Source organism: Paenibacillus sp. JL3B1040 (genome assembly GCF_057063165.1).
In genome coordinates this window covers 3,651,935-3,667,491 of sequence record NZ_CM169317.1, presented here as the reverse complement: position 1 = coordinate 3,667,491, position 15,557 = coordinate 3,651,935, and the positions used below count along the sequence as shown (strand labels likewise).

General features: G+C 53.9%; 12 protein-coding genes. All 12 read left to right on the top strand.

All coding sequences use genetic code 11. The annotated features are described in order from the left end of the window. Positions 1-116 precede the first annotated feature (116 nt). The 12 genes from ACZF99_RS16660 (at position 117) to ACZF99_RS16605 (ending at position 15,531) form a co-directional block, all read left to right on the top strand. Positions 117-1,832, top strand: a complete 1,716-nt coding sequence (locus ACZF99_RS16660; protein WP_483606190.1) for a peptide ABC transporter substrate-binding protein — start codon at positions 117-119, stop codon at positions 1,830-1,832. A 190-nt stretch (positions 1,833-2,022) separates the two neighbouring features. Further along, positions 2,023-2,955, top strand: coding sequence for an ABC transporter permease (locus ACZF99_RS16655; RefSeq protein WP_483606189.1), 933 nt, complete (start codon positions 2,023-2,025; stop codon positions 2,953-2,955). A 4-nt stretch (positions 2,956-2,959) separates the two neighbouring features. Then, a complete protein-coding gene (locus ACZF99_RS16650; RefSeq protein WP_483606188.1) occupies positions 2,960-3,922 on the top strand; it encodes an ABC transporter permease in 963 nt (320 codons plus the stop codon). 12 nt (positions 3,923-3,934) lie between these two features. Next, entirely contained in the window at positions 3,935-4,930 is a 996-nt protein-coding gene (locus tag ACZF99_RS16645; protein WP_483606187.1) for an ABC transporter ATP-binding protein, read from the top strand. Beyond that, positions 4,927-5,868 (top strand): ABC transporter ATP-binding protein, encoded by a 942-nt coding sequence (locus ACZF99_RS16640; RefSeq protein WP_483606186.1) that lies wholly within the window; start codon positions 4,927-4,929, stop codon positions 5,866-5,868. The genes ACZF99_RS16645 and ACZF99_RS16640 overlap by 4 nt, the downstream gene beginning before the upstream one ends. A gap of 167 nt (positions 5,869-6,035) precedes the next feature. Continuing rightward, complete coding sequence (gene bshC, locus ACZF99_RS16635; protein WP_483606185.1) at positions 6,036-7,673, top strand: bacillithiol biosynthesis cysteine-adding enzyme BshC; 1,638 nt, start codon at positions 6,036-6,038, stop codon at positions 7,671-7,673. Between the two features lie 12 nt (positions 7,674-7,685). Further along, positions 7,686-8,954, top strand: coding sequence for an adenosylhomocysteinase (locus tag ACZF99_RS16630; RefSeq protein ID WP_483606184.1), 1,269 nt, complete (start codon positions 7,686-7,688; stop codon positions 8,952-8,954). 326 nt (positions 8,955-9,280) lie between these two features. Next, positions 9,281-9,718 carry a division/cell wall cluster transcriptional repressor MraZ gene (mraZ, locus tag ACZF99_RS16625; RefSeq protein ID WP_483606183.1) on the top strand — a complete coding sequence of 146 codons (438 nt, stop codon included), beginning with the start codon at positions 9,281-9,283 and terminating at the stop codon, positions 9,716-9,718. Positions 9,719-9,786: 68 nt separating this feature from the next. Then, on the top strand, positions 9,787-10,761 hold the full coding sequence (rsmH, locus tag ACZF99_RS16620) for a 16S rRNA (cytosine(1402)-N(4))-methyltransferase RsmH (RefSeq protein WP_483606182.1): 975 nt from the start codon (positions 9,787-9,789) through the stop codon (positions 10,759-10,761). Then, complete coding sequence (locus tag ACZF99_RS16615; protein ID WP_483606181.1) at positions 10,762-11,214, top strand: hypothetical protein; 453 nt, start codon at positions 10,762-10,764, stop codon at positions 11,212-11,214. It begins immediately after the preceding gene. A 20-nt stretch (positions 11,215-11,234) separates the two neighbouring features. Continuing rightward, a complete protein-coding gene (locus tag ACZF99_RS16610; protein ID WP_483606180.1) occupies positions 11,235-13,481 on the top strand; it encodes a penicillin-binding transpeptidase domain-containing protein in 2,247 nt (748 codons plus the stop codon). Between the two features lie 85 nt (positions 13,482-13,566). Continuing rightward, positions 13,567-15,531, top strand: a complete 1,965-nt coding sequence (locus ACZF99_RS16605) for a stage V sporulation protein D (protein WP_483606179.1) — start codon at positions 13,567-13,569, stop codon at positions 15,529-15,531. The last annotated feature ends 26 nt before the right edge of the window (positions 15,532-15,557 follow it).

Here is a 15,557-nt window from a genome sequence, read left to right as displayed (position 1 = left end):
CACGCAGAATTTATCAAATCACGCGAAAAATCTTTAAATTTATGTTGGATTTTTTTGACCGCTGGTTGTATAATCTAAAAACATATACCAAAACATTTTAAGGGGGATATTGCTAGATGAAGAAGAGTAAAAGTCTTTTGCTTCTTCTGACGCTCGTTCTTGCAGTCGGCACTTTGCTCGCCGCATGCGGTTCGAACGGCGGGAACAATGGCGCTGCCAATAACGGCGCAGCTAACGGAGGCAATACGGCTTCCGACAGCGGCAACAGCGGCGAAGAGAAATTGGCTGCGGATCAAACGCTTAAAATCAACTTGAGCGCGGAACCGCCTACATTTGACCCGGCTCAAGCTCAAGACAGCCAAGCCAACACCGTGCTGAAGTTGATGTACGAAGGCCTCACGCGCATGGATGAAGGCGGTCAAGTTATCCCCGCAGCAGCTGAGCGTTGGGAAATTGACGAAACGAAATATACGTTCTATCTGCGCAAAGACGCGAAATGGAGCAATGGCGATCCGGTCACTGCGAACGATTTCGTATTTGCCTGGGAACGCGTACTGAGCCCGAACACCGACCCGGCCGCTCCTTACGCTTACCAATTGTATTATCTGAAAAACGGGCAAGAATATAATGAAGGAAAAGTTACCGATTTCAGCCAAGTTGGCGTGAAAGCGGTGGACGATTACACGCTGGAAGTTGACTTGGTGGCTCCAACGCCTTACTTCCTGGGCTTGACTTCCTTCTATACCCTGTACCCGGTTCACCAATCCGTGAAGGATGACCCGAAATGGGCGGTTGACCAAAGCAAAATGATCGTTAACGGCGCATTCACGCTGACTAACTGGGTGAAAGGCCAAACGATCGAAGTATCCAAGAACGAAAGCTACTGGGATAACGCCAACATCAAGCTGAGCAAAATCACGATGTCGCTGGTAAACAGCAGCGCGACTGAGCTGGCATCTTACCAAAATGGCGAATTGGATCGCGCCGGTCATCCGAACGGCGAAATTCCAACCGACCAAATCCCGATCCTGAAGGATCAGTTGAAAGACGAACTGCAAATCAAAGGGATTGCAAGTACGTACTACTATGAATTTAACGTAACGGCTAAACCGTTCGATAATGTGAATATCCGCAGAGCGTTTGCGATGGCAATCGATCGTCAAGCGATCGTAGACAACGTAACCCTTGGCGGTCAAGTGCCGGCGTTCGGCTTTGTGCCTCCAGGGATCAAAGGCGCGAACGACGGTGAAGAATTCCGCACCGTTCACAAAGACGACTACTTCACGGAAAACGTTGAAGAAGCCAAAAAGCTGCTGGAACAAGGTATGCAAGAAGAAGGCTACACGAAATTGCCTGAAATCACTTTGATTTATAACTCCAGCGACGCTCATAAGAAAATCGCTCTGGCTGTTGCCGACATGTGGAAGAAAAATCTTGGCGTTGACGTGAAAACGGAAAACCAGGAATGGGCCGTGTTCATCGAAAACCGTCAAAACCTGAACTATCAAGTCGCTCGTGCCGGCTGGACCGCCGATTACAACGATCCAATGACGTTCATGGATATGTGGGTGACCGGCGGCGGCAACAACGACACTGGTTTCTCGAACGAGGAATATGACAAACTGATTCAAGATGCAAAAACTTCGGGCGATTTGGCGAAACGCGACGCCGACTTCGTGAAAGCCGAAGAAATCCTGATCAAGGACAACCAAGTCCTGATGCCGATTTACTATTACACGAACGTTGCGGCTACCAAACCGTATCTGAAGGGCGTTTCGCTCGACTTCAGCGGCGCGATCGATTACAGCCGCGCTTACCTACTTGAGCATTAATCGGTAAGTTTCGAACTGCATAGAAATTTCGGGATATATATGTGGGTATTCCATATATATCCCGTTTTTTTTGTGTGGGCCCTTCTTCCAAGCATTGCGTCTTTATACAATTATATGGAATAGACAAAGTGGTTTTTTTCACCTAAAATCGGGATATGTCGAATTTTATAAGAAGGAGGTGTGAACGGGCATGGTACGTTATATAGCCAATAAGTTTTTTTATATGTTGTTATCGCTATTTATTCTGATTTCGGCGACTTTTTTCCTGATGAAGGCTATTCCGGGTAGCCCTCTTACGTCGGAGAAACAGGTACCTCCTGCAATCAAGGAGAGACTTATTGAACAGCTTGGACTCGATAAGCCCGTTTATCAGCAGTATTTCAAATATTTAGGTGACATTGCGCAGGGCGATTTGGGGATCTCCATGAAGATGATTAACCAGGATGTGTCCAAGATCATCGGCCAGACGTTTTCGGCGTCCTTGAAGCTGGGCTTAGTCGCGATTGTCGTAGCCGTCGTCGTGGGAGTTCTGCTTGGTATGCTGGCAGCGCTGTATCATCGCAAGTTGATCGACAATGTGGCGATGGTGGTAGCGGTGCTAGGAATCGCGGTGCCGAGCTTCGTCGTAGCTTCATTGCTGCAGTATGTGTTCGCTTCCAAGCTGCACTGGCTGCCGACGATGGGCTTTAAAGGGCCGTTGTACTATGTATTGCCGGTCGCCGCTTTGACGGCGCAACCGATTGCATTTATCGCCCGTTTAACCCGCTCGAGCATGCTCGAAGTGCTGCATGCCGATTACATCAAGACCGCCAAAGCCAAAGGCTTGGGTTGGATGGCGATCCTGTCCCGCCACGTGATCCGCAACGGCATCATGCCGGTCATCACTTACGTAGGGCCGATGACGGCCGATATCGTTACGGGTTCGGTCGTCATTGAGCAAATCTTCGGGATCGGCGGCATCGGCAAACAATACGTGCAGGCGATCAGTGTCCGTGACTATCCGGTCATTATGGGGATTACGATATTCTACGGCATTTTATTGATGATGGCGCGCTTTATTACGGATATCGCCTACGTCTTCGTGGATCCGCGGATCAAGCTTATGAAAGGGAAGGAGGGTTAAACGGATGGACTCGAATCCAATCAAAGTCATGCCGACCCCGGCCGATCTGACCGCGGACGATTTTCGCAAAATCGGCACGGACGAGAAAGAAGCCGAAGTCATTCAGCGCGAAAGCATCTCCGCCTGGCGCGATGCTTGGCAGCGGTTGTGCAGCAACAAGCTGGCCATGGCGTCTTTGGTCATTTTGGCTCTGATCACGCTGACGGCGATCGTAGCTCCGTGGCTGATCGGCAAAATTTACGGCTACAACTACTATTCGAATGATCTCTTGAATACGAACAAAGGTCCTTCCTCCACGCATTGGTTCGGCACGGACGATCTCGGGCGCGACATGTTCATCCGTACCTGGATGGGGGCGCGAATTTCCCTGATCGTCGGTCTGGCCGCGGCATGCATCGACCTTTTTATCGGTGTCATTTATGGCGGAACCATGGGATATTTCGGCGGTCGCGTCGACGACATTATGAATAAGTTTTCCGAGATTTTGTACGCGATTCCTTATTTGCTGGTAACCATCTTGTTGCTGGTTGTATTGGAGCCAAGCCTTGGAACGATCATATTGGCTTTAACGATTACGGGCTGGATCAATATGTCGTGGATTGTCCGCGGCGAAATTATGCAGCTTAAAAATCGCGAGTTCGTCCTTGCTTCCCGTTCGATGGGCGCGGGTTCAGGCCGGTTGTTATTCAAACATCTGCTGCCGAATGCGGTTGGACCGATTATCGTAACGGTGACGTTGTCCGTACCGAAAGCGATTTTTGCCGAAGCTTTCCTGAGCTTCTTGGGACTCGGCGTGCAAGCCCCGATCGCTTCGCTGGGTTCGATGATCAACGATGCCTTGACCGGTTGGTTGTATTATCCGTGGCGCATGCTGTTCCCGGCGATTCTGATCAGCTTGATCATGCTTGCGTTTAACATTTTCGGCGACGGTCTTCGCGACGCGCTCGATCCTAAATTAAAGAAATAGGAGGTGGAATGAATGGAGCCGATTTTACAAGTCAAAGATTTGCATGTTTCCTTCCAAGTCAAAGGCGGAGAAATCAAAGCCGTCCGCGGCATGAACTTTGAAGTGGGGAAAGGTGAAACGGTTGCGATCGTCGGCGAATCCGGCAGCGGCAAAAGCGTTACGGCCCAAACGATCATGCGCTTGATTCCATCCCCTCCATCCGTCATTAAGCAAGGCGAAATTATTTTTCAAGGGCAAGACATCTTAAAGAAAAGCGACAAGCAAATGGAGTCGATCCGCGGCAAAGATATTGGCATGATATTTCAGGACCCGATGACCTCCTTGAATCCTACGATCAAAGTAGGCCGACAAATCACTGAAGTATTAATCAAACATCAGAATATGTCAGCGGCCGAAGCGAAGAAACAAGCTGTGGAAATGCTTAAGCTTGTAGGCATCAAAAATGCGGAGGCCCGCTTTAACCAATATCCACACGAATTCTCCGGGGGCATGCGGCAGCGCGTTATGATCGCGATCGCCCTTGCTTGCCGGCCAGCGCTGCTGATCGCGGATGAACCGACGACGGCGCTTGACGTAACGATCCAGGCGCAAATTATGGACGTGATGAAGGAGATGCAATCCCGGCTCGGAACTTCCATCATTTTGATTACGCATGACCTGGGCGTTGTGGCCGGCATGTGCGACCGCGTCATCGTTATGTATGCCGGCGAAGTGGTCGAAACGGGAACGAAGTGGGAAATTTTCAAAAACCCGCAACATCCTTACACCAAAGGTTTGCTGCGCTCGATGCCGCGGCTTGACCAGAAAAAAGGCGAGCCGCTTATTCCGATTATCGGCACGCCGCCGGATTTGATTAAGCCGCCGATCGGTTGTCCTTTCGCAGCTCGCTGCGACCAGGCGATGAAGGTATGCGAACGCATTGATCCGGGCGCAACCGTCTTCAGCGAAACGCATATCGCCCGTTGCTGGGACCTTCATCCGATGGCCAAGGAGGGACAGTCGTCATGAGCATTGGGAAAACCTTGATCGAAGTCGAAGGACTGAAGAAATATTTTAACGTCGGCGGCGGCAATATCCTGAAGGCCGTCAACGACATCAGCTTTTCGATTGCCGAAGGCGAAACGCTTGGCCTCGTGGGCGAGTCCGGCTGCGGTAAATCCACCGCGGGCCGCACGATCCTCCGCTTGTACGAGCCGACGGCCGGCAGTGTCCGCTTTAACGGCGTGGACATCAATCAATTGTCGCCGAAGAAAATGAAGGCGATGCGCCGCGACATGCAGATGATCTTCCAGGATCCTTACGCATCGCTGAATCCGCGTTTTACCGTTACCGATATTATCGGCGAAGCGCTGGACATCCACGGGATGGCCGGTTCGCGCGCGGAACGCAAGAAACGCGTCGAAGAGTTGCTGGACATGGTTGGTTTGAACCCCGATCATGCAACCCGTTATCCGCATGAATTTTCCGGCGGCCAGCGTCAGCGGATCGGGATCGCCCGCGCGCTTGCGGTAAACCCGAAATTCATTATCTGCGATGAACCGATTTCGGCGCTCGACGTATCCATCCAGGCTCAAGTCGTCAACCTGCTGAAAGACCTGCAGGACCGCCTCGGGCTGACCTACTTGTTTATCGCGCATGACCTGTCCATGGTTAAGCATATCAGCGACCGCGTCGCCGTCATGTACCTGGGCCGGATCGTTGAATTGGCCGACAGTGAAGAACTGTACGCCAACCCGCTGCATCCTTATACCAAAACGCTCCTGTCCGCGATTCCGATCCCGGATCCGGAGATTGAAGCGGGCAAAAAGCGGATTCTCTTGGAGGATACCGGAAGCGGTCCGATCGGTAAGGAAGGCGCCGCTACCGGCGGATTGTTCGACTTGGACAACTCCGAGTTGGTTGAGGTGTCCAAAGGGCATTTTGTCTCCATGCCGAAAAAAGGCTGATTGATCCTGCGAACTCCCGCAGCCGTCATGACGGTTGCGGGAGTTTTTTGCGTCGAATCGTTACGGAAAGTTATCAGTTCTGCGAAAGCAAGGATTTCTTTGACGGAGCGGCCGGACATCCGGTACAATCAAGTAAGGTTTTGATGCAGACGGGAGGACGCTACCTGATGAATGTCGTTCAAGAGCAGCTTTCATTCGCGGGGCCGCTGGCTGAACTATACGTTAACCGGTTCTCCGCGGTGGAGCTATTATATGAAAGCGACCCGGGACAGGCCGACAGCTGGGCTGAACGGGCCGCTTGGCTTGATCAAACGGAACATACGCGCATCGATCGGAATGCTTTGGCCGCACGCCTTCGGGAATATAACGGGCAATATAACCCGAACCCGGCCGTCGAACGGGCGATCGGCCAACTGGAGCAGCCCGGGACCGCCGTGATCGTCGGCGGGCAGCAAAGCGGGCTGTTCACGGGCCCGCTGCTTGTGGTCTATAAGGCCGTGACGATTCTCAAAGCGGCGAAGGCGGCTGCGGCGCGGTTAAATCGGCCGGTTGTGCCGGTATTTTGGATTGCCGGGGAGGATCACGATTGGGACGAGGTGAATCATGCCTATGTGTTGGCGCCGGATTTGCAGGTTCGCCGCATCCGCATGCACCGTGGTGCGATGGACCGGCTGCCGGTCAGCTTCACGAAGGTGACAGCCGAAGCTTGGGAGAAGGCGTTGTCGGAACTGGAGAAGTTGCTGCCCGACAGCGAGCATAAGGCCGCCATTATGGAACTTATGCGCAGCTCGTCGGCAGATGCGGATAACCTGACGGCGTGTTTCGCCAAGCTAATGGGGGCTTTGTTCGGGAAGCACGGCCTGGTGCTGCTGGACTCGTCGGATCCTGAGCTGCGCCGGTTGGAGATGCCGGTATTTGAGCGGATGATTCGGCACAATGACGAGCTGGAGTCGGCTTATCACGAAACAGTACGCGACATGGCGGGTTTGGGGTACGAACCGACCGCGGAGGTGGCTGAAGGCGGAGCCAACCTGTTCTATATCGGCGAGCGGGAACGGTTGCTGCTGTTTAAGCGGGACGGTCGGTTCGAAGACCGTAAAGGCAAGGTTTCATTTACTGCCGACGGTTTGCTGGCCGAGCTGCGGGAGCATCCGGAGCGGTTCAGCAACAACGTGCTGACTCGTCCGCTAATGCAAGACAGTGTGCTGCCCGTCCTTGGCTCCGTGCTGGGGCCGGGGGAAATTGCCTACTGGGGGCTGACGCGCAAAGCGTTTCGCAAGCTGGGGCTGAAAATGCCGCTGCTGCTGCCTCGGGAATCTTTTACCGTGGTAGACAGAACGCTGCAAAAGTATATGAAGAAATATCAGCTTGGCTGGAACGACGTAAAGGATCCCGAGGGCTTCCGACGCAAACGCGACGCTTGGCTCGCCGCCCAAGAGCGGATGCAGGTCGATCAGCGGTTCGATGAAGTCAAGGCCGCGTTTGAGGAGCTGTACGATCCGCTTCTCAAGGAATTGGCCGAGATCCAAAGCGGCTTGGCGCGGCTAGGGGCGGTGAACCGGGACAAAATCATCGGCCAAATGGAATACTTGCGGGGCAAAACGATGGATGCGCTGGAGAACATCCATGAAACCGGACTGCGTCATTTTGACCGGATTCAGTTGTCGTTGTTTCCTATGAATAAACCGCAGGAGAGGGTTTACAATCTCTTTGACGCTCTGAACCGATTCGGGATGGATTGGATCGAAGGACTGATGGATATCCCTTATGATAGGACTGGCAAACATCGAATCATCTATTTATAGGAGGAGACGGATATGAGTTCGAAAGCGATTCAGAACAGCTTGATTACCGACTTGAAGCTTGCGCCGGAGGGACATTTGAAGATCGATTGGGTAGAAGCCCACATGCCGGTACTGAACCGGGTGCGCAAGCAATTTGAGGCCGAGCAGCCGTTTAAAGGACTGAAAGTCACCATCTCGCTTCATCTGGAAGCGAAAACGGCATATTTGGCCAAGGTCGTGCAAGCGGGCGGCGCCGAGGTAACGATCACCGGCAGCAATCCATTGTCGACGCAGGACGACGTTTGCGCCGCGCTGGTCGAAGATGGCGTAACCGTGTTTGCGAAATACAATCCCGAACCGGAGGAATACAAGGCGCTGTTGATTAAGGCACTGGAGACGAAACCGGACCTGATCATCGACGACGGCGGCGATTTGGTTTCGATTTTGCACTCGGAACGGTCGGATTTGCTGGAAAACGTGCGCGGCGGTGCCGAAGAAACGACCACCGGGATTTTGCGTTTGAAAGCGATGGACAAGGAAGGGCAGCTTAAATTTCCGATGGTTGCCGTCAATGACGCTTATTGCAAATATTTGTTCGACAACCGTTACGGAACCGGTCAATCCGTGTGGGACGGCATTAATCGGACGACCAATCTGGTGGTGGCCGGCAAAACCGTCGTCGTGGTTGGTTATGGGTGGTGCGGCAAAGGCGTAGCGATGCGGGCCAAAGGTCTCGGCGCCAATGTCGTCGTTACGGAAGTGGACGCGATCAAAGCGGTCGAAGCCGTGATGGACGGCTTCCGGGTGATGCCGATGCTGGAGGCGGCGAAGGTCGGCGATTTCTTCATCACCGTTACAGGGAACCGCGATGTCATTCGCGGCGAACACTACGATGTGATGAAGGATGGCGCGATTTTGTCCAATGCCGGCCACTTTGACGTGGAAGTGAACAAGCCGGAACTTACGGAACGTTCCGTATCGGTGCGCACCGTTCGCCGCAACATCGAGGAGTACCGGTTGAAGGACGGCCGCAAAGTGTACCTGCTGGCCGAAGGCCGCTTGGTTAATTTGGCCGCAGGCGACGGGCATCCGGCCGAAATTATGGACATGACGTTTGCGCTGCAGGCATTATCGCTGAAATACGTCAATGACCGCTATCGGGAAATCGGCAAAACGGTGGTTAACGTGCCTTACGAGCTGGATGAACAAGTCGCCCGCTTTAAACTGGAAAGCCTGGGCGTAAGCATCGATTCGCTGTCGGCCGAGCAGCGCGCTTACCTGGATAGCTGGCAGGAGCATTAATCCGGTTTACGGGGACTTGGGCCAAGCTGAACTGAAGTTGCTTTGCCGGATCAGGCAAAGTCGGCGATTTTCAAGGAAATAACGGTAAAACAAGGACGATCTCGAGCAAAGAAATTTGCCGAGATCGTCCTTGTTTTGTCGTGATTTGGCGATCCTTCGAAGGCAACGGCGATCGTACGCCCAAGCGATTCCACAGTTACGGCGATCCCGCCGCCAAAAAAAATTATGACATGAGCAGGATTTTCTCCTCCAATGTGGAATAGTTACATATCACGGTGGTGTAAAGTGGTGTAAAGTGGGGGAAAGAGGTAAGGAGTGAGTCACCGATGTTTATGGGGGAATTCCAACATAGCATTGACGATAAGGGCCGGATCATCATACCGGCCAAGTTTCGTGATCTCCTCGGCAGCTCTTTCGTCGTGACCCGCGGCTTGGACCAGTGCCTTTTCGTTTATCCGTTGCAGGAGTGGGAAGTGCTGGAACAGAAGCTGAAGGCATTGCCGCTGATGAAATCCGACGCCCGTGCGTTTACCCGCTTTTTTTTCTCGGGGGCGACGGAATGCGAGTGGGATAAACAGGGAAGGGTAAACTTGCCAGGCAATTTGAGGCAGTATGCCAAGCTGGAGAAGGATTGCGTAGTACTCGGCGTGTCGAACCGGGTGGAAATATGGAGTAAAGACACGTGGGAGCAATACTTCCAGCAATCGGAGGATACGTTCAACGAGATTGCGGAGAAGCTGGTCGATTTCAACTTCGATCTTTAAGTGCGTGTTCAGAAGATGACCTTTTGAACAACCTCTTTAAAATGAATTCAGGTTTGGGGGCGTAAGTCTTGTTCCATCACATCACGGTGCTCAAAGAAGAAGCGACAGAAGGGCTGCGCATCAAGCCGGACGGCATTTACGTGGATTGCACGCTGGGAGGCGGCGGTCACAGCTCGGTGATTTTGTCCAAGCTTGGTCCGGGCGGAAGGCTGATTGCCTTCGACCAGGACGACTGGGCGCTGGACAATGCGAGGGATCGGCTCGCAGCCTACGCGGACAAGTTAACTTTGGTCAAAAGTAATTTTCGCTATATCGAGCAAAAACTGCTGGAAATCGCGGGGGTGCCGCAGCTTAACGGAGTTCCCCAAGTGGATGGCGTTTTGTTCGACCTCGGCGTCTCCTCGCCGCAATTTGACGAAGGCGAGCGGGGGTTCAGCTATAACGCCGATGCGCCGCTCGACATGCGGATGGACCAAGCGGCGCCGCTGACGGCGCGGGAGATTGTGAATACGTGGCCGGAACGCGAAATTGCTCGGATTTTGTTCCAATACGGCGAGGAGAAGTTTTCCAGGCGTATCGCCAAAGTCATTGCGGACCGGCGGGAACAAGAGCCGATCGAGTCGACGGGTCAACTCGTCGAGCTGATCAAGGAAGGGATTCCGGCGGCCGCAAGACGGACGGGCGGCCATCCGGCCAAACGCAGCTTTCAGGCATTGCGCATCGCCGTCAACGACGAGCTGGGCGCTTTCGAGGAAGGACTGCATGCGGCCATCCGCTGTCTAGCGCCGGAAGGCCGGGTTTCGGTCATCACTTTTCATTCGCTCGAGGACCGAATCTGCAAGCAGATTTTCGCCGGCTATGTGGAGAAATGCACCTGCCCGCCCGATTTTCCGATGTGCGTGTGCGGCGGCAAAGGTTCGCTTAAATTAATCAATCGGAAACCGTTGGTCCCGTCGGCGCGGGAATTGGAAGAAAATCCGCGGGCTCGCTCGGCAAAATTGCGCGTGGCGGAGAAATTGCAAACCGGTGTGGAGGTATCGTAAATGGCTTATACGCGTGGGAATTTGGCAGTTAAAGAGAAGCAAGCGGAACGCAGCAATCAAACGCAACGTTACCGGGAAACGACGAAGGTAGTGACACGCCGGTCGCCGCTGCCGGTTCGCGAGAAGCTTTTGTATATGATGACCGTTATGTTTTGCGTTGCGGTGATGGGCGGACTGTTATGGCAAAATGTGTCGCTTTACAACATGAAACGTCAAATGTTTAATTTGAATACGGACATTCAAGCGATCAACGCCGAAGTGAAGGAACTGAAGATCCAGAAGGAAAAGCTGGAGGAGCAGATTCCGATGAAGGCGAAGGAGCTCGGTTATGTGCAGCCGGAGGTGGATGGATTCCACGTCCGGGTTCCGACGGGAACGCAAGAGAATGGCGGCGTCGACGCGGAATCCGATACGGCGGCTGCGACGGATGGCGTGGCTACGGCCAAGAAATAAAAGTCTAAAGAGGTATTGCCATGATCAAGCGAATAAAGCTGCGAACACTGCTGATAGGGGGATGTATTACCCTCTTTTTTGCTGTATTGATGGGTAGAGTGTTTTTTCTTCAGGTCGTGCAGGCGGATTTTTGGCAGGCGCATGCGGAGGATCTGTGGTCGACCAAAAAGCAACTGCCGGCGACGCGCGGAACGATAGCCGACCGGAATGGCGACGTCTTGGCGGTGGACGCCCCGGCCTATACGGTAGCCGTCAACCCCGAAATCATCAACAAATACGGGCTTCAGGATGAAGTGGTTGAGGGGCTTGGCAAGGTCCTCGGGAAAAACGAAAGCGAGCTGCGGGACATTGTGAACGCGAAAAAGGAATCCGGCGAGTTCTTTACGCAGCGCGAGGTTCGAAACGAAGGCTGGAAAATCGACCAGGACTTAAAGAACCAGGTGCAAGCTTTCATCGGGGAACTGAAGGATAAGCATCAAGACCTGCCGGACGTCGGCATTTATTTGATCAAGGATCAGAAACGGTATTATCCGAAACAAAGCTTGGCTTCTCACATATTGGGCTATATCGACCGGGAAGGCAAGGCCGTCTCCGGACTCGAGGCCTTTTTCGACGAGCAGTTGAAAGGGATCGACGGTTCGATCGAGTACAAGCGCGACGGCCGCGGAATCGAAATTCCGAAAGCCAGCGAAATCTATAACCCGCCAAAAAACGGGAACAACCTGAAGCTGACGATCGATTACACGATTCAGTATTACATCGAGCAAGCGATGAAGGATGCGTACGATCAGTTACAGCCGATCAGTATGACTGTCATCGCCGCCGATCCCAAAACGATGGAAATTCTCGGCATGGCCAATATGCCTACCTATAACCCTAATGAGTATTGGGCGGATGTCGATCAGAAAAACTTTTATAACCATGCGATCAAATCGGTTTATGAGCCGGGGTCCACATTTAAAATCGTCACCTTGGCCGGAGCCGTTCAAGAAGGATTGTTCAACCCGAACGCCACGTACATGTCGGGCAGCATCCGGGTGCCGGGTCAAACGATCCACGATTTGAAACGATCCGGCTGGGGCACGATCTCCTATCTTGAAGGGGTCAAGCGCTCAAGTAACGTTGCTTTTGTCAAATTGGGTTACGAGATGCTGGGACCGGAGCGGCTGAAAGCCTACGTCGACCATTTCGGGTTCGGGAAAAAGACCGGCATCGAGCTGCCGGGCGAATCCAAAGGGACCGTGGATCCGGTGCAGCAGGCCGACTTCGCGGCGATGGCATACGGACACGGCAAGCTGCTCGTCACGCCGCTGCAGCAAATCGTGGCGGTCTCGGCGATCGCCAACGGCGGCAAGCTGATGGAGCCGCATATCGTTAAGTCGATTACGGATCCGCAAACCGGAGAGACGTTAAATACCGAACCGAAAGTGATCGACCAGGTCATCTCCTCCGAGAAAGCCAAAGAAGTCGGAAGCTATCTGGAACAGGTTGTCTCGGATCAAAAAATCGGCACCGGCCGTCATGCCTACATCGACGGTTACCGGATCGCCGGCAAGACGGGAACCGCGGTAAAGGTTGTCGGTGGAAAATACGATTATTCCAAACAGGTCGTTTCTTTTATCGGCTACGCGCCGGTGGATGATCCGAAAATCGCCGTGCTCGTCCTGATTGACGAGCCGAAGGATTCCGAGCTGGGCGGGGGGACCGCCGCCGCACCGATATTCAAAAAAATCGTGAATCAAACGCTCCAGTACATGGGGGTTCCGAAGAAAATCGAAGGGGAAGCCGCCGATACTCAGAAGAAGCTTACGGCTACCGGTCCCAAGGTGCCTGATGTAGGCGGGCTGCCGGTGCAGCAAGCCAAAGAGAAATTGTCGGCAAGCGGCATTTCCTACGCCACTTACGGGAAAGGGGCGGAGATCCTCTCCCAATTCCCTAAGGCGGGCAGCACGCTAAAAGCCGGGCAATTCGTGTACCTGCTCACGGAGAACGGGTCGGACATCAACGTGCCGAACCTGCAAGGGGAATCGCTGCGCGACGCGATGGAACTGTTGTCGGTGCTGCAGATTCCGGTCACGACGGAAGGCGAAGGGTATGTCGTATCACAGGAAGTCGTCAGCGAGAACGGCGGAAGACGCGTTATTCTCAAGCTGGAACCGCCTGATAAGGAGGAGGCTGCGTCCGACGGCGGGCAGGCGGAAGATGCCGGCGCCGGCGCTGAAGGAGGCGACGGGGCGGGCGAAGATGCGACCCAAGGCTCGCCATAGCTTGTTCTAACCCCTGGCTGTCCTGAATAGTCATGTGATGAGTACAATCATGATGAAGTGTCAGGATGGATTAGGGGGGCGACCTGTGAAAGTATCCAAGTTTACCGTCAGACGAAGACTGTTCTGGCTGTTGATGGTGTTGTGTTTGCTGTTTGCGGCTCTCGCCGTGCGTCTTGCTTACGTTCAAATCGGAAAAGGCGCCGAATTGTCCGCCAAGGCGGAGGATTCCTGGCGCCGCAACATCCCGTATTCGGCAAAACGCGGCGAAATCAGCGACCGGGGCGGCAACGTGCTCGCTTATAATATTACGACGCCAACGGTCATGGCCATCCCGGTGCAGATCAAGAACCCGGAGCAGACGGCCAAAAGCCTGGCGCCACTCCTCGGCATGACCGAGGAATCGGTTCTGAAGTCGATCACCAAGAGACAATCCATAGTCAGGCTGCAACCCGGCGGACGCAAAATTACGATGGAAAAAGCGCAGCAAATTCGTGATTTGGCTCTTCCGGGTATTGTTGTCGCCGAAGATAACAAGCGCTACTACCCCTTCGGGGGGCTGGCGGCGCATATTTTGGGCTTCACGGGGGGGTACAACCAGGGGCTGACCGGGGTGGAAAGCAAATACGACAGCCAACTGAGCGGCATGAACGGCAGCGTATCTTATTTATCCGACGCCGGCGGACGCTTGATGCCGGGCTCTTCGGAGAAATACGTGGAGCCGAAGGATGGCTTGAATCTGACGCTGACGATCGACAAAACGATCCAAAGCATTATCGAACGGGAACTGGATCAGGCCATGGACCGGTTGCAAGCCGACTCGGCGCTGACGATCGCGATGGATCCGAAAACGGGCGAAATCCTGGGCATGGCCGCCAGACCGGGATACGAGCCGGGAGCTTATCAGGAATACGATGCGGAGGTATATAACCGAAACTTGCCGATTTGGATGACGTACGAGCCGGGATCCACGTTCAAGATCATCACGCTGGCGGCGGCGCTCGAGGAGAAGAAGGTCGACTTGCTGCATGACCGGTTTTTCGATCCGGGTTATGTTAAGGTCGGCGGAGCGACGCTCCGATGTTGGAAGAAGGGCGGGCACGGCAGCCAAACGTTTCTTCAAGTCGTGGAAAATTCCTGCAACCCCGGCTTCGTGGCATTGGGTCAACGGCTGGGCAAAGAAACGCTGTTTCAGTACATCAAAAATTTCGGTTTCGGCAGCAAAACGGGCATCGATCTGAACGGCGAAGAAAACGGGATTTTGTTCAAGCTGTCCCAGGTGGGACCGGTTGAGCTGGCGACCACCTCGTTCGGGCAAGGCGTATCGGTAACCCCGATTCAGCAGATCACCGCGGTTTCCGCGGCGATCAACGGCGGCAAACTGTTTAAACCTTTCGTGGCCAAGTCCTGGACGAATCCGGACACGGGCGAGGTGGTTTCGGAGACGAAACCGCAGTTGGTGCGGCAGGTGATATCGGAGGAAACCTCGAAGCAGATCCGCACGGCGCTGGAAAGCGTCGTGGCCAACGGGACGGGCGGTAACGCGTTTATCGACGGATACCGGGTCGGCGGCAAAACGGGGACGGCGCAAAAGGTCGTGAACGGGCGTTATTCGCAAAATGAACATATCGTTTCATTTATCGGCTTCGCCCCGGCGGACGATCCGCAAATCGTCGTGTATACCGCCGTCGATAACCCGCAGGGGATCCAGTTCGGGGGCGTGGTGGCCGCGCCGATCGTGCGCAATATTATGGAGGACACCTTGGAATACATGAAAGTTCCGCCGCGTCAGCAGCAGGTCGCGAAGAAATACAAATACGGGGAGACGCCGATCGTTACGGTGCCGGACCTGATCGGCCACACGACGCAGGAAATCTATGAGAACCTGAACATGAACTTCAACCTGGCAAGATCCGGCGCCGGCAATGTGGTGATCAATCAGGCTCCGAAAGCGGGATCGCGGGTGGAGAAAGGTTCGACCATCCGCATCTACATGGGCAGCGAAGCCGAAGCCGAACAACAGCACGATCATAATCCGATCACAAGTGAATAATTTTCCTGAACGAAACCATTTTTGGT

Bases quoted from the DNA above. Each gene is read 5' to 3' on its own strand.
- ACZF99_RS16660 (WP_483606190.1), top strand. From the start codon at position 117: ATGAAGAAGAGTAAAAGTCTTTTGCTTCTTCTGACGCTCGTTCTTGCA.
- ACZF99_RS16655 (WP_483606189.1), top strand. From the start codon at position 2,023: ATGGTACGTTATATAGCCAATAAGTTTTTTTATATGTTGTTATCGCTA.
- ACZF99_RS16650 (WP_483606188.1), top strand. From the start codon at position 2,960: ATGGACTCGAATCCAATCAAAGTCATGCCGACCCCGGCCGATCTGACC.
- ACZF99_RS16645 (WP_483606187.1), top strand. From the start codon at position 3,935: ATGGAGCCGATTTTACAAGTCAAAGATTTGCATGTTTCCTTCCAAGTC.
- ACZF99_RS16640 (WP_483606186.1), top strand. From the start codon at position 4,927: ATGAGCATTGGGAAAACCTTGATCGAAGTCGAAGGACTGAAGAAATAT.
- bshC (WP_483606185.1), top strand. From the start codon at position 6,036: ATGAATGTCGTTCAAGAGCAGCTTTCATTCGCGGGGCCGCTGGCTGAA.
- ACZF99_RS16630 (WP_483606184.1), top strand. From the start codon at position 7,686: ATGAGTTCGAAAGCGATTCAGAACAGCTTGATTACCGACTTGAAGCTT.
- mraZ (WP_483606183.1), top strand. From the start codon at position 9,281: ATGTTTATGGGGGAATTCCAACATAGCATTGACGATAAGGGCCGGATC.
- ACZF99_RS16615 (WP_483606181.1), top strand. From the start codon at position 10,762: ATGGCTTATACGCGTGGGAATTTGGCAGTTAAAGAGAAGCAAGCGGAA.
- ACZF99_RS16610 (WP_483606180.1), top strand. From the start codon at position 11,235: ATGATCAAGCGAATAAAGCTGCGAACACTGCTGATAGGGGGATGTATT.